The organism is Syntrophales bacterium, from assembly GCA_030018935.1.
Lineage (GTDB): Bacteria > Desulfobacterota > Syntrophia > Syntrophales > CG2-30-49-12 > CG2-30-49-12.
The window spans coordinates 22,899-38,161 of the sequence record JASEGZ010000015.1; the positions used below are offsets into that span (position 1 = coordinate 22,899).

Genomic DNA, 15,263 nt, shown 5'->3' on the forward strand with positions numbered 1-15,263 from the left:
TCATATATCCGAGAAGGTTGCATGCGGCGTGTAAGGGGAAATTATCCCCTTAAACAGCCGATGTGTCGTGGTCAGTCCTTTTTTCTGCAAAGAAAAATAAACAATGATCCTGAACCCATTTTCCATCGTCATGCTTCTTGTCGCCTCGATATCCATTATTCTGGGGCTGTACGGAAGTATTCTGCTTCTCAAAGTAATTATTGCCGGGAAAAGATATCCCCACACATCGGAGAAGCATACCGGATATGAAACAGGGACCAACCGCGTTATTTCCCTTGCCGCGATAGTTTTAGCGCTCAGGTTGTTCTCTTACCCCTTGTTTTACGCAACCCTCCAGAGTTTTGTTAAAGATATTGAGGGGGCGATGTGTATCTATAGTGTGACCCAGGTCTTACCACGCCTCTGCGGGTTTCTCGAAATTATCAAACTGCTAATCTTTTTTTCCATCGGCCAGTGGCTCATCCTCCATTTTCTGACCAGACAGAACAAAACTGCCGGATCATTAACATCCCGAAAGTTGAAGCTTCTCCTGGGTGTAAGTATCGGCATCGTGGCTGAGAGTATGGGAGAACTAATCTTTTTTCTGAGCCTACCAGCGGGATCCCACATCCCTGTTACCTGCTGCACGTCAAAGATTGATTCCCCGGAGAGAATATCCGCCATCCTGTCCGGGTATCTCTTAGGACATCAGTACGAACAACCTCTTTTACTCTTTTATTACCTCAGCAATTTGTTTCTCCTCGGGATGATCGGGTATTTTCTGCGAAGGAGAAGATTGGCTGTCAGGGGGGCAGTCAGGAGGCGTTCTGTCGGCCTGGTCTTCTCTATATCACTGATGAACCTTTTTTTGACTGTGCTTGCCTTACCAGAGGTCATCGGCCCCAGGTTAATGAATCTGCCCTACCATCACTGTCCCTACTGCCTTCTCCAGTATGTGCCCGATAGCTTTCTGATGATCGCTCTCTTCATCCTGGGCACATGCGGGATCGGCTGGGCGTTTGGACTGGAGATGATCACCCGGGACAAAGAGACGCCAAGAAATCTGCCTGGTTACCTGGATAAACTTTACCGGTTCTCGTTTTGCTGTTTGAGCCTCTCCCTCGCGATGGTAAGTATCCATCTCATAGGGAGGGCCCTGTGATTGGCAACTAACTTATTATGAAAGGAGAAAAAAATGAAAAAGTATCTTGTGTTTATCGGCCTCTGCATGGCCTTGATGATATTTCACGTCTATTCATTCGCAGAAACCATTAACCTCGAGGAGATTATCGTTAGGGGTGAGAGAGAGGTAGGTCCGGAAGAGTCTCTCGATATCAGGGAAGTTAGAGAGACACCCGCCCGGGATGTGGGGGAAGCCTTGAAAGGTATCGAGGGGATAAGTTCGATCAGAAAAGGCGCCATCGCCAATGACATTGTCCTGCGGGGATTCCAGAAGGACAACCTCAATGTCCTTGTTGACGGGACGAGGATCTACGGGGCATGTCCGAACCGGATGGACCCGCATTCGTTTCATGTTGATTTTGCCGAGATTGAGGAGGTCTCCGTTCTAAAGGGACCGTTCGATGTGAAAAATCCGGGGAGTCTGGGGGGACTGATCGAAATCAAGACGATAAAACCCCCAAAAGGATTAGGGGGCAGTATAAATGCCTCTGCGGGTTCCTACGAAAATATCGCCACCTCTGCCAATGCCACCTATGGGGGTAAGGGCCTGGATTTCCTTTTCGGATATGCTTACAAATACTCCCTTCCCTTCAAGGATGGGGATGGCAAAAGGATCACGGAACAGTACCCCCCTTCATCAGGCAATAGGTATAAAAGCGGGGATGAGGATAACAAGGCATATTCCATTAACACCTACTGGACCAGATGGGGCTTTAATCTCCCGTCCAATCAGAGGATGGAGATCGCCTACACCCGTCAGGAGGCCGACGATGTCATTTATCCCTACCTTCTGATGGACGCTGTTTTCGATAATACGGACCGCCTGCAGGTAAAATACGAGGTCACAGACCCCTCTGAAAGTGTAAAGAAACTGAAGGCTCAATTTTACTGGAACCAGGTAAAACATGATATGACCGACTGGAAGAGGGTATCATCCTCAGGATCCTCATCAGGTTATTCGATGAAGACCTACGCCGAGGCGGGAACTTCCGGAGGCAAAGTGGAGGGGGATTTTCCGCTCCATAACGGTGTTTTGACCGTGGGGATTGACTACTACCTCCGTAACTGGGATAGCGATACTACCTTAAAAACCGGTACCCAGGATTCTATCCCCGATGTTGATACGGAAGATATGGGGACCTACTTAGAGTATAGCCGGCCCCTTACGGAAAAGGGAGGTCTGACAGTGGGTGCCAGGTTCGACCATGTAAGGACAGAAGCCCACGCTGATCGCACCGACCTGTACCGCCAATACCATGGAACGACAGAGAGAGAAAAAACCGATTCCTATGGGAGTGGTAATATCCAGGTCTTCTACTCCCCGGTGAAGAGGATCGAACTCTCCGCCGGATGCGGACAGGCAACCAGGCCACCGGATGCCGTGGAGAGGTACTTCGCCCTGGAAAAACCCATGGAGATGCCAAACTGGGTGGGCAATCCCGAACTCGATCCGGTAAAAAACAGGGAGCTTGATCTGGGCATTAAATACTCAGGGGAGCGCCTTCACGCTAAGGCAACTTTTTTTTACTCCCGTGTAAAAGACTTCATCACCATCTTCAATCTCCAGAAGCCGGGCCTTAAAAATGCGAGGAGCTACAGAAATGTAGACGCCATTCTGTATGGCGGCGAGATCAGCCTGAATATATTTCTCCCCCTCCATCTCAACCTTCAAGGTGGCATCTCCTACAGCCGGGGTGATGATGACACCTATGACAAACCCCTCTCAGAGATGCCTCCGCTGAAGGGAAGAGTTGCCATGAGGCACGAGACAAACGGATATTTCACGGAGATCGAGGGTATCTTCGCCGATGACCAGAACAGGGTTGATCCCGCCCTTCGGGAGGAAGAGACTTCCGGATGGGGGGTGATGAATTTCAAGGCGGGGATGAAATACAAAGGGCTTAGTATCTCTGCTGGTGTTGACAACATTTTTGACAGGCTCTACCTTGAGCACCTCTCCTACCAGCGGGATCCCTTCAGTTCGGGTGTCAAGATCCCGGAGATAGGACGAAACCTTTACTTGAATCTTGCCTGGACCTTTTGATTGGAGATGGGCTAAAATTCACAGGAAAAATCTTTGACTTTTTTTCAGGGCTGGGGTAGTTTTAAGCGATTATGGATCTCCTCATGTAAGGAAAGTCCAATACTTTTCGGAAGGAGGTATTTAACATGAACTGGGGAATGAAAAACCGTTTATCACAGCTTATTCAACCGGATGGTCATTGCTTTTTCCTGCCCATAGACCACGGCTATTTTCAAGGTCCCACAACCTGTCTGGAGAGGCCCGGGGAAACCATCAGACCGCTTCTTCCCTACTGCGATGCCCTCTTTGTCACGAGAGGCGTTTTGCGTGCCGCGGTGGACCCCGAAAATACTAAACCTGTTATCCTCCGGGTATCCGGGGGCACCAGCGTAATCGGCAAGGATCTGGCAAATGAGGCGATCACCACTTCCATAGAAGAGATCATCCGTCTCAATGCAATGGCGGTCGGCATTTCCATCTTTGTAGGCAGCGATTACGAGCATGAATCCCTGACAAATCTTGCAGGGCTCGTCAATAGATGTGAAGATTACAGTATCCCCGTTATGGCTGTCACGGCTGTGGGCAAAGAACTGGAAAAGCGAAACGCCAGATACCTCGCCCTATGCTGTCGTATCGCCGCTGAATTAGGGGCCCGGGTAGTAAAAACTTACTGGTGTGAAGACTTTGACCGGGTTACAAACGGCTGTCCCGTTCCGGTGGTGATGGCAGGCGGTCCCAAATGCGAAACAGAACTCGAGGTCTTTGAGTTCGTCCATGATGGGATGCAAAAAGGCGCCGTGGGTATAAATCTTGGGAGGAACGTCTGGCAGAATCCTCATCCTGTAGCCATGATCAGGGCCCTGCGGTCTGTTATTCACGAGAATTACACCCCGGAAGAGGCCAACGATTTATTCAATAGTCTTAAGCACGATGAACAACGGTAACCGTGAAATGGTAAAATGCGCGTAGCAGTGTGCTATAATCTGAACGGACCGGACAGACCAATATGCGTGTAGCAATGTACTACAACAACAGGGACGTTCGCCTGGAGGAGATGCCAACACCGCGGATTGGCCCTGGCGAGATACTGGTGAAGGTAATAACCAGTGGTATCTGCGGCAGTGATGTCATGGAGTGGTACCGCATCAAAAAGGCCCCCCTCGTTCTCGGTCATGAAATTGCAGGAGAAATCGTTGAGACAGGAAGGGATGTAAAGCGTTACAAGGTTGGTGACAGAGCCTTCGTCTCTCACCACATACCCTGCAATACCTGTTACTACTGCCTAAGAGGTCACCATACCGCCTGTGAGACGCTGCACACCACAAACTATGATCCCGGTGGTTTTGCGGAGTATGTGCGGGTTCCCGAACTGAATGTTGACCGGGGGGTCTTTCTCCTGCCTGATGAGGTCTCTTTTGATGAGGGTACGTTCATCGAACCGCTGGCCTGTGTTATTCGCGGGCAGAGAGTTGCAAATCTTCAACCGGGGCAGGCGATACTTATCCTCGGCAGCGGCATCTCCGGGATGCTCCACCTGTTACTGGCACGCACCCTCGGCGCGGGCCGGATAATCACGACAGACATCGGCGAATACCGCCTGAGGATGGCGAGACAATTCGGGGCGGATGCGGCGATCCATGCCCATGAAGATGTCCCTGGTATCTTCCGTCGGCTCAACGACAACCGCCTCGCCGATCTTGTCATCATCTGCAATGGCGCCCCCTCTTCCTTCTCTCAGGCGCTGCAATCGGTGGATCGCGGCGGTACCGTTCTCTTTTTTGCCCCCACAGAGCCGGGCGTTGATATCCCTGTACCGGTTAATGACTTCTGGCGCAATGAGATAAAATTGATGCCTTCTTACGGCAGCAGTCCTTCCGATACCATCGTGGCGATGGAAATCATCCGCGCCGGTCGCATGCCCGTAAGAGAGTTGATTACCCACAGGTTAAGCTTGGAAGAAACGGGGCTTGGTTTTCGGCTTGTCGCCGAGGCGGGGGAATCTCTCAAAGTAATTATCGAACCTCAGAGATGATCTAAAAAAACACCTCGGGAATTCAGATCAACCACGATTAAGAGATGATATTCCTCTCATGCCTCTGGGGGGAAGACAGAGGTGCAGGAATCTATAATGGAAGCGCAAGACGTTAAGTTTTTCTTCGAGCCCAAAAGTGTCGCCATCGTGGGGGCCTCAAGTACACCGGGCCGTCCTGGATATATGATAATCGAGAATCTCTTAGAATGGGGGTTTAAGGGTAGTGTTTATCCCGTCAACCCCACAGCCGATGAGATTTTGGGCTTGAAAGCTTACGCTGACCTCAGGGAAATCCCAGCTTCCGTGGAACTGGTAATTTCCCTTACCCCGGCGGAGGAAACGCTTGAAGTAATAGAACAGTGCCGGGAGAAGGGAATCAGGGGGATCGTCATTGTATCCGGTGGCTTTTCAGAGATAAACCCCAGGGGTACCGAGCTTGAGAAAGAAATAGTCGTCCGGGCACGGCAGAGCGGGATAAGGGTAATGGGGCCCAATGTCATAGGCCCCATTAATACCTCAAATAACTTCGTACTGTCCTTCTACTCACCGAGTCGTCTGAAAAAAGGTAATATCGCCTTCGTTGCTCAGAGTGGGCAGTTTTGTTCCCCGGTGATGGATTGGATGGCCTCGCACTTACGATTGGGGGTGAGCAAGTCCATTGACCTGGGCAATAAATGTGATCTTAATGAAGCAGACATTCTGGAGTACCTGGAGAACGACGTTGATTCCAGAGCCATAGCCCTTTATATAGAGGGGTTCAAGGAAGGCAGGAGGTTCCTCCGCGTTGCGGAAAGGGTCTCCCGGAAGAAGCCTATAATTGTTTTTAAGACAGGAAGAACCTCTGCTGGAGCCAGGGCAACAGCTTCACATACGGGAGCTATGGCCGGTGATGATCGGATTGCTGATGCTCTCATTCGCCAGGTCAAGCTAATACGAGCTAAGGATCTCGAGGAATTTCTTGATTTAGCGAAGGCTTTTCAGTATCTTTCTCTCCCCCGCGGTAAGAGGGTGGGCATAATCACCTATAGTGGCGGTATAGCGGCGATGGCAGCCGACGCCGCTACCGACTGGGGACTTGAGCTGGCCACACTTTCTCCACAAACAGTAGAGCAACTGGGGCAACTGGATCCGGTGATAAAGCCATCTAATCCCTTAGACCTTTTCACGGTAGCACCGCCTTCCCGGGACCTCTTTGAACTGTACCGGGCAGCAACGGAGGTGATGTTGGCTGACAATGGAGTTGACTGCCTGCTCGTCTGCTTCATGGTCTCGAGGCGCATGTGGTGGTCCAATTTGGACTTGCTGGCAAGGACGGCGAAGATAAGCAAGAAAAAGCCCACAGTAGCCTGGGTGATAGGGGATGAAGATGACGTCATTGAGGTGACGCAGGTGTTAGAAGAAGACGGGATGCCTGTTTTTCCCTCTCCGGAAAGGGCAATGAGAGCTCTGGGTGTCCTCTATACCTACCAGTGCCTCAAGGCCTGAGGGCTCAGCCACTTCGTAAGCGTTCAGCTATCAGCCTTCAGTTTTCAGCGAAAGCAGAAAGATACCAGGGGTAGGGGCGTATTGCAATACGCCCCTACTTCCAGGACGAATTTTTATACGTATGTTTTTGCCTTGACTTGTTTTACTGATTACTGATCGCTGACGGCTGAACACTTACTCTAGAGGTAATTGCAAAAGTCTTGAAATTAAAATGTAGTCGCAAACTTTAGTTTGCGTGTTTTCTTTGTTTTCAATATGTTACAAAACGCAGGCTAAAGCCTGCGGCTACCAGAATTGGACTTTTGCAAGAGCCTCTCTAGTATAATATTATAGATCAGGAAACCTTCATCACTCAGTCATCTATAGATGGTCAATGGTCTTTACACTTTAAAGAGAGGAGATTTAGAAAATGGATTTTTCCTATACGAAGGAACAAGAGGTCTTGAGAAATGTAGTTCGGGAATTCTGCGACAGGGAGATAGCCCCAAGGGCGGCGGAATTTGACAGAACGGCAGAGTTTGACTATGGCATTATCGAAAAGCTCTCCAGACAGAAACTCCTGGGTGTGATCATGCCCAAAGAATACGGAGGTATGGGGGGCAGCCATATTGACCAGGCGATAATCTGTGAAGAGATCGCCCGGGATTCCCTGGTGGCTGCCGTAGCGACGAATATGGCCTGGTATCTGGCCTATGAGGTATGGAGGGTAGGAACGGATGAAAATAAAAAAAGATGGATTTCCTACCTCTTTGATGGAAAAAAGTTGGGGGCCCATGCGGGTTCTGAGGCCGATGCGGGGACTGATGCGGCATCGGTTAGAACCTGGGCCAGATTAGAGGGGGATGAATGGATCATCAATGGAACAAAATGGTTTGTCTCCAATCTCGGCAAGGCAGATTTTTACTTTATTACCCTGCGTACGGCTGAGGATCGCTACGGTGGCATAAGCACCATCCTGGTGGAAAAAGACACCCCCGGTATGACTATCGGCAGGAGAGTGGAGCTGATAAGCAACCGGGCGATCAGTAATGGCGAATTGATATTCGAGAACTGCCGGGTACCCAGGGAGAATTTGATCGGCAAACTGAACAGGGGATTTATGGACATGATGATCCTCTATGATGTGATAAGGCTTTACCTGGCGATAGGAGCGGTTGGGGTGGCAAGGGCGGCGCTGGAGGCCTCGATAAAATTTGCCAAGGAACGTCACCAGTTCGGCAAGCCCATTGGAGACTTCCAGATCATCAGGGCGATGCTTGTGGATATGGCTACGGAGATTGATGCGGCAAGACTCTTAACTTACAGGGCTTTGCATATGGAAGAGAAAGGTCTCAAGCATACAAAAGAGACCTCCATGGCAAAGCTGTACGCTTCCGAGATGGCCGACCGGGTCACCTATAAAGCGATCCAGATACACGGAGGATACGGACTTACTACGGACTTTCCCGTGGAACGTTACTGGAGAGATGCGAGGCTCTGTACCATAGGTGAGGGTACCAGCGAGATCCAGCGGCTGATAATCGCCGCCGAGATGCTCAAGAGTGAGAAAATCGTCCTCGATTCGGCCCTTGATTAAATAAAAACCAGTCGTAAGTCATCAGTCGTAAGTCATCAGTCGTAAGTCGTAAGTCAACAACCTTGATTAAAGGGGACTACTATGAACATCGTAGTTTGTGTAAAACAGGTGCCGGAAGAAATCCGGATAAACAAGAAAACGGGGGACCTGATCAGAGAAGGTATAAAGGGGATCATGAATCCCTGTGACAAGAATGCCCTGGAGCTGGCGGTTACTTTAAAAGAAAAGCATGGCGGTAAGGTAACACTGGTTTCCATGGGGCCTCAGGATGTGGAAAGCACCCTGACGCACGGGCTGGCCATGGGTGCGGATCAGGCAGTCCTTTTATGTGACCGTAGATTTGCCGGCGCTGATACCCTTGTAACCTCGTTTGTCCTCTCAGAGGCCATAAAAAAATTAGGCGCATTTCAACTGGTGCTCTGCGGCAGGGAAACCGCCGACAGCGGCACACAACACGTGGGCCCCCAGGTTGCCCATTATCTTAAGATACCACAGATCACATACGTTATTGACCTGACAGTCAACAATGGTAACTTACGGGCAAAAAGGCAACTGAAGGATGAGTATGAGACCGTGGAAGCTGGATTGCCGGCTCTGGTCACTGTTCTGAAAGGGATAAACGAGCCGAGAATGCCGACCTATCTTGACATCTACGAGGCTGCGAAGAAGGATACCCATAAATGGTGTATGGAAGATCTCGGTCTCAGAGAGGAACTGGTCTCTCCGACCAAGATTATCAATGTCTTTACACCTGAGGCGAAACGAAAGTGTAAAATGCTTAAGGGTTCCGTGGAGGAGGTGTCTCACAGCCTGGTCCAGGAATTGAAAAGTAAGGAACTGGTATGAAAGAAGCGAATCAATACAGAGGTGTCTGGATATTTGCAGAGTACAGAGAAAACCGGATAATAAAGGGCAGTCTGGAACTGGTGTCCTTGGGGCGCAGACTTGCCAATGAGCTTCAGGTGGAACTGTCGGCCCTGCTAATAGGGGATCGTCTGGGCAGACTACCGGAGGAACTGATATGCTACGGGGCGGATGTCGTCTATCTGGTAGAAGAAAAGGCGCTTGAAAGGTACATCACATACCCCTACCAGAGGGTCGTCTGTGATTTGATCCAGGAAAATAAACCGGAGGTAGTGCTTTTTAGCTGTACAGATACCGGTATGGATCTGGCCCCGAGGGTTGCCTGTGAATTAAGGACAGGCCTTTCTGCCCACTGTGTTGATTTAAAGGTAGACAAGGATAAGAGACAGTTACTGCAAATCTGCCCTTATTTTGACTATATGGCGACTATCGTGACGGATACGAGACCGCAGATGGCCACCGTTCAATCGGGTATAGTTCCCCTACCTGAGCGGGACGTTACGAGGCAGGGCAAGACAGTAAGGATCAAATTAGGGATCGCCCCCGGGGATGTTGAAATCGTTGCCGTGGAGGCAAGAAAAGAGAAGGATACCGAGAGGATTGAAGATGCTCAGGTCATTGTCGCCGTGGGCCGGGGGGTGAAAAATCTTAAATTGGTTCAGGAGTTGGCTTCTGTTCTCAAGGGGGTGCTCGGTGCAACCCAGCCCGTTACCGATGCCGGGCTATTGCCGCCGTGGCGTATGATTGGCCAAACAGGAAAGGCTGTTCAGCCAAAACTGTATATTGCCTGTGGAATTTCGGGAGCAGGTCAGCACATTGTAGGAATGCAAAACTCAGGTACCATCGTCGCCATCAATACCGACGAAAAGGCCCCTATCTTCAAAGTAGCCGACTACGGTATTGTGGGGGATGTTTCTAAAGTAATACCGGCACTGATCGCCTCTTTAACGACTTAGGCCACGACAAAGCGTGGCCCTCCTCTTACGACTTATGACTTACGACTTATGACTTATGACTTATTTACTTTCGCAACCCGTAGATGATGATCCATCTAAGCAGTTTTTCCATGGCACTCGGTAATTGGTCGAAATGGTCGAGAAACTGAATCGCCTTACCGTACTGCTTCAACATTACCTCGCGGTTCTTGTAACCACAACCCAACGTTACAAGGTGTATATTTCTCCGCTTACAGTAGTCAATGCCATAGTGAACATCGCAACCAAGATTTGACTCACCATCAGTGACATGGATAATAAAACTCCTTCCTCCCATGCGGGGCATAAAATATGCTGCGGCGATAATAGCCTGGCCGGTGGCTGTTTTACCAGCAGGAGGAATGGAGAGTAAATTACTACCCTTCCTAAGTTTAGAAATCAAACAAACCCCTTCCACCTCAAAGTAACCATAGGCCTGCAACCGATTTCCAAAACCCCTGAAAGCTCTATGAATGGTTCCTACCACATTCTCCACCATTCTCCACTTCGGCCCTGCCATGGAACCGCTGGCATCCATGAGGAGACATATATTCCAGTCCATCTTGGGCAGAGACTGTTTCTCAAAAAAACAGCGGCCATTGATGGGCGCCCTGTACAACCTCCGCCTGTCCACCTTCCCGCTTACAAGTCCCCGACTCGGAAGGATCTCCCGATCGGCGTAAGTCTCAAATATCAGCTTCAGGCGGGCTGCCAGGTGGTGGTCCACCACGGGATGGGCCGGCATATTGAAATCCCACCTCGAGATAGGAACGATGTCTACGTCATCACCTACAATAGAGCGGATAATGGGTGTAATGTCCGTTGAATCATAGGCAAGTTTTGTTTCTATCTGCTGGACTTCAGCGTCAGACAGGGCAGCCTTTGGGGGGGGCTTCTTGGGACGCACTTCCGCCTCTTCTGTCGGCGCAGACCACAATAATGACCTATCCATTATCTGCCAGGAAGCGATAATATCCTTAATGTTTTCCCATGTTTCCCGGTACAGATGATACCGCTCTACGCAACGGTCGGTTACGCTCTTTTTCTGTTGATGAACCTCCTTCAGCCTGTCCGTAAGACCCTGCAGAATGGCAAGCGGTCCTTGATAGACCGGCAATATTTCCGTCTCCTCGAACTCCTTCCATACACTGACCCACCAGAGATAGATCAGTTCTTCCACTGTTACAGCTTTAGACTTTAAAAGAAGGCGGGCTTCCTCCATGGCTATACTTCGGGCTGCCCGGGTATAGAGGCTGAGGATGGATTTATCGGAGATGCAGTCAACATAAATATCCTCCCCCGTGTATACGATCTTCTGAAGGATGATCTTATGGGTGAGCCCCATATTTTTGGAGGCCTCCTCAATTTTTTTCCACACCAGCTCGGTCCACTCGGTCCTGTGCAGGGCCTCATGGGTTACGATTCCCACCAGGTAATCAATCCTTCTAAACGGGACCGGGTAACATCCCAGAACTACATCGGGATCGAGGACAATAGCCTCCTCCCCGGCATGTGACATACCGGCCCACTCGATTCTCCCTACATTCTGACCGATATGACCGGCAACCTTGCGCAGGGCGCGCAGAATGTTGGCCAATTCTGTAGCCTCGATAAAGGAAACATTCTTCCGCCAGAACGCTGATATACCCTCAAATTCAAATCCAGGAAGGATGCTTAGGGTGTCCTCATGCTCTTCATACTTGCCCCTCTTTTTAACCTCCGGAGGAGGGAGGGGGCTAATACATTCTGTAGCGATAGCCATTTTCTCTCTCTTTCAAACCGAGTCTAATATGTAACGATAAAAGAATTGATTCAAGCACATCCTTACTCACCTGCAGACTGTTTATAAATGCTTCATTGACTGTAGCCCCGATAGCCACCATTTCGGCAATCATAAGCGTATGACGTGTCGAAACCACTATCGGTTCCTGTGCATTTCCCCGCAACTGGTTGGCAATGTTGACTATCGTCAAGGCGTCGGCGCTGCTGATATCGCATTTGAGCTCAAGGACCTTTGTTTCCACCTCAGCAGGGAGGTAATTCAGAACAATCGTATAAAAACGGTCCCGTAAAGCCGCATCGAGCATCTCTGTCCCGATAAACTCCTCCCCTTCGTTCAGGGTGGCAAAAAAAACCGCCTCAGGAGCCACCTTTATTAAACCGAGTTCATCGGTCCATACCCTGCGATCCTCTGCCAGGACGGAAAACAACATGTTCAGTGCCTTGGGATGTTCGGGACGGTTAATCTCCTCCAGATGAATCACGCAGCCGGGGGTCTGGATAGCTTCAGGAAAGAGAAATTTCTGATAATAGGTTTCCCCATCCTTTAGTTTGTACTCACCGAACAACTGTCCCGGCTCGGAGAGGATACCTACCTGGAACGTGGCAAACGGTCTTTTATTCCGTGCCGCGAATTGTCTTACCAGTGTGGATTTGCCACAGCCCTGTTTCCCCGCGACAAGTACATTCACCGGATGTTTTTGGGACAGCTTCTCTATCCTTTCTAAGTTCGTAATTTCATACTCCGGCAGAAAGAAGTTTTTCTCCGCCTCCGGAATCGCGCCTGAAATATCAAATTCTGTCATAATTATTAACTCCTTAATTAGTTTTGATTTTCTTCACAGATCAGGGCTGCTAACCGCCGACCGTTACCTCCTCCACATAGTTCAGGAAAAGATCTATCACCGGTTTTACCAGTTCATCATCCAGTCCTTCCCCTGCCGGAAAACCGTAATCCATACCGAAAGTCTTATACTTGGCTCCCGCATAGGGGTGATACGTCAAAAGGTCTGCCCCCAATACCACATCTCCCAGGCTTTGAACAAACTTTGCCGTTTCTTCAAGGCTTTCCCTGGAATCATTCCTGCCGGGAATAATCGGGACACGGATACGCATCTTGATGCCCTTCTCAGCAATACGCTTTGCATTCTCAAGGATCAGCTCATTTCCCTGTCCAGAGTATTCCCTGTGCTGCCGGGAATCCATATTTTTAATATCGAACAGCACCAGGTCTGTGAATTCGAGGACGCGCTCAAGATCGCCCCACGGTGCATGACCACAGGTATCAATGGCCGTCTTGATCCCCCGATTTTTAGCCTCTTTCATCAGGTGATAGGTAAACTCCGGCTGAGCCATCGGTTCTCCCCCGGAGAGGGTCATCCCTCCCCCTGAATGATCATAAAATTGTTTGTCCTGTTCCACCTCGGCGATGACCTCGGTTACCGTCAAAATTCTCCCCCACCATACCAGCGCATTTTCCTTACAGGCCTCGACACACTGAAGGCACGTAGTGCACAAACTCTTGTCAATCCACGGCACTTTTTCCTCCTTCATGGCAAGGGCGCCTGTGGGACAAACGTCCAGACATTTCTTACAGCCTGTACAGTTATTAAGATATGGTATCACCTCCGGGTACCGTCTCTTCCCCTCTGGATTGTGACACCATTCACAGTTCAGGTAACAACCCTTAAGAAAAACGGTTGTTCTGATCCCCGGACCATCACAGGTAGACATTCTCTGAATATCGTATACAACCCCCGAAGCTCCACTCTCTTCTATCATAGTTAACCTCTATTCCCTTCCTTCAAAACCAGATCCACCAATCGTGGCCGGGATACCAGCATCCATGTAAATATCGAGGAGCGGGTTCAAAAACGATGGTTCTATGGCCTCCATACCAGTGTATCCCCAATCTATCCCCAGCCAGCGGTACTTGTCCTGGCACCAATTGTGGAAAGGCAGTAGATCTATCCTCTCTACCGGCTTTGGCAAGGACTTTAGAAAATCTACAACTCGCAAGTGGTAGTCTAACTGATCGTTATAATCGGGTATCACGGGGATGCGAATCCATATCGCCTGCCCGTTTTCGGAAATTTTTTTCAGATTCTCCAGGATCAACTCGTTTCCTACACCGGTCATCCTTTTATGTTCGGCAGAATCGAGGTGCTTTAGATCATATAAGATAAGATCCACATTCTTCAGGATCGGTTCCAAAACCTCCCAGGAACAGTGTCCACTGGTATCCATACAGGTATGCAGCCCCTTTGCTTTTGCCCTTGCTAAAAGTTCCCGGACAAAATCGGGACAAATAGTCGGCTCACCGCCACTTAATGTCATTCCACCACCAGAATTGACATAAAAAGGCTCATCCTTCTGTACCTCTTTCAACACCTCGTCTAGGGAATATTCTTGCCCCACAATCGTAAGAGCATTGTACTTACAGGCATCTATACATTTCATGCAACGAGTGCAACGCTCCCGGATGATCTTATGATAGGTTGATCCTTCGCTCCGGGCTTCTTCAGGGGGTATAGGCGGGTTAATGGCATTTTCAGGACAGGCCTCGAGACAGGCGCCGCACTGTACACACAACAAGGTCCTCCAATAGATCTCATGGTATGGAGCCTGTGTCTCCGGGTTGTGACACCAGGCGCACTTCATGTTACAACCCTTGATGAAGACATTGGTCCGGAAACCAGGACCATCATTGACCATAAAGTGCTGGATATCGGTTATTAACACACCTTCACTCATTGCCTGTCTCCTTCCACCTTAAGTTGCTGTTATCACCGTTACCCTTCTTTTGTGTCTTTCTTCTCCCGTCTGAAAACCTGCCCCCGGAGAGAACTTAATCCCCAGACTTTCAAGGGAGAAGATTGTTCATCCAGCTCCAGCTCATCGCTGTAGATGGCACATTTACACTTAGGACACTGGCGATACATGTCCGGTGCCGGGTCTCTCGCGCGGCCCAGGATACGGAACTCACTTCTCAGTCCCTCATAACCACAATTATCACATTTAATGGCCATTGATGTCAACCTCTCATGTTCCCGTTACTTCTCATCAAACCCTCTTGCCGTCCGCAGGTTGGGGTTCCACATAAATTCAGAGACATTCGTCCTTACCCGATCTAAGGCAGCGAATTTTGGACACTTACTCGCATCCATGTAAATGTCCTTCTCCGTGCCCAATCCGTCCGCGTCCAAAAAAACCTTGCAAAGTCCAATATTTGCCGCAGAATTCGCCCCCTGGACGAGAAAATTGCTACAATCACCACATCTGACCATTTCTCTCACCTCCTCATCTTTTATCATTACGCGAGCCTCGCACCTGGATTGGTCAGAGAGGCGCTGTAGACCTCCTCAACCG

The 15,263-nt window shown here is 49.7% G+C and carries 13 protein-coding genes and 1 pseudogene; 8 read left to right on the plus strand and 6 right to left on the minus strand.

Annotated features, from left to right (window positions below; translation table 11 throughout):
• Positions 1–103: 103 nt before the first annotated feature.
• The 8 genes and pseudogenes from QMD03_04505 (at position 104) to QMD03_04540 (ending at position 10,097) form a co-directional block, all read left to right on the plus strand.
• The gene (locus tag QMD03_04505; protein MDI6776494.1) at positions 104–1,141 is read left to right on the plus strand and encodes a hypothetical protein; all 1,038 of its coding nucleotides are present in this window, start codon (positions 104–106) and stop codon (positions 1,139–1,141) included.
• A 33-nt stretch (positions 1,142–1,174) separates the two neighbouring features.
• Positions 1,175–3,205: a TonB-dependent receptor gene (locus QMD03_04510; GenBank protein ID MDI6776495.1), complete on the plus strand. Its 2,031-nt coding sequence runs from the start codon at positions 1,175–1,177 to the stop codon at positions 3,203–3,205.
• Positions 3,206–3,324: 119 nt separating this feature from the next.
• Positions 3,325–4,128, plus strand: a pseudogene (lsrF, locus tag QMD03_04515) (3-hydroxy-5-phosphonooxypentane-2,4-dione thiolase).
• 62 nt (positions 4,129–4,190) lie between these two features.
• Positions 4,191–5,216, plus strand: coding sequence for a zinc-dependent dehydrogenase (locus tag QMD03_04520; GenBank protein MDI6776496.1), 1,026 nt, complete (start codon positions 4,191–4,193; stop codon positions 5,214–5,216).
• A gap of 96 nt (positions 5,217–5,312) precedes the next feature.
• Positions 5,313–6,701, plus strand: coding sequence for a CoA-binding protein (locus QMD03_04525; protein MDI6776497.1), 1,389 nt, complete (start codon positions 5,313–5,315; stop codon positions 6,699–6,701).
• 409 nt (positions 6,702–7,110) lie between these two features.
• Positions 7,111–8,277 carry an acyl-CoA dehydrogenase family protein gene (locus QMD03_04530; GenBank protein MDI6776498.1) on the plus strand — a complete coding sequence of 389 codons (1,167 nt, stop codon included), beginning with the start codon at positions 7,111–7,113 and terminating at the stop codon, positions 8,275–8,277.
• A gap of 81 nt (positions 8,278–8,358) precedes the next feature.
• A complete protein-coding gene (locus tag QMD03_04535; protein MDI6776499.1) occupies positions 8,359–9,123 on the plus strand; it encodes an electron transfer flavoprotein subunit beta/FixA family protein in 765 nt (254 codons plus the stop codon).
• Positions 9,120–10,097, plus strand: coding sequence for an electron transfer flavoprotein subunit alpha/FixB family protein (locus QMD03_04540; protein ID MDI6776500.1), 978 nt, complete (start codon positions 9,120–9,122; stop codon positions 10,095–10,097). Before QMD03_04535 ends, QMD03_04540 begins: the two co-directional genes overlap by 4 nt.
• 64 nt (positions 10,098–10,161) lie before the next feature.
• Here the strand turns inward: QMD03_04540 and QMD03_04545 are convergent, their stop codons facing one another.
• Genes QMD03_04545 through QMD03_04570 form a run of 6 tightly spaced genes read right to left on the minus strand, consistent with a single transcriptional unit; the run spans position 10,162 to position 15,208 of the window.
• The gene (locus QMD03_04545) at positions 10,162–11,877 is read right to left on the minus strand and encodes a vWA domain-containing protein (GenBank protein MDI6776501.1); all 1,716 of its coding nucleotides are present in this window, start codon (positions 11,875–11,877) and stop codon (positions 10,162–10,164) included.
• The gene (locus QMD03_04550; GenBank protein ID MDI6776502.1) at positions 11,852–12,700 is read right to left on the minus strand and encodes an AAA family ATPase; all 849 of its coding nucleotides are present in this window, start codon (positions 12,698–12,700) and stop codon (positions 11,852–11,854) included. The genes QMD03_04545 and QMD03_04550 overlap by 26 nt, the downstream gene beginning before the upstream one ends.
• Positions 12,701–12,749: 49 nt before the next feature.
• On the minus strand, positions 12,750–13,676 hold the full coding sequence (locus QMD03_04555; protein ID MDI6776503.1) for a glycyl-radical enzyme activating protein: 927 nt from the start codon (positions 13,674–13,676) through the stop codon (positions 12,750–12,752).
• A 9-nt stretch (positions 13,677–13,685) separates the two neighbouring features.
• Positions 13,686–14,648: a glycyl-radical enzyme activating protein gene (locus QMD03_04560; protein MDI6776504.1), complete on the minus strand. Its 963-nt coding sequence runs from the start codon at positions 14,646–14,648 to the stop codon at positions 13,686–13,688.
• Positions 14,649–14,686: 38 nt separating this feature from the next.
• Entirely contained in the window at positions 14,687–14,923 is a 237-nt protein-coding gene (locus tag QMD03_04565) for a hypothetical protein (protein MDI6776505.1), read from the minus strand.
• 24 nt (positions 14,924–14,947) lie between these two features.
• A complete protein-coding gene (locus QMD03_04570; GenBank protein ID MDI6776506.1) occupies positions 14,948–15,208 on the minus strand; it encodes a hypothetical protein in 261 nt (86 codons plus the stop codon).
• Between the last annotated feature and the right edge of the window lie 55 nt (positions 15,209–15,263).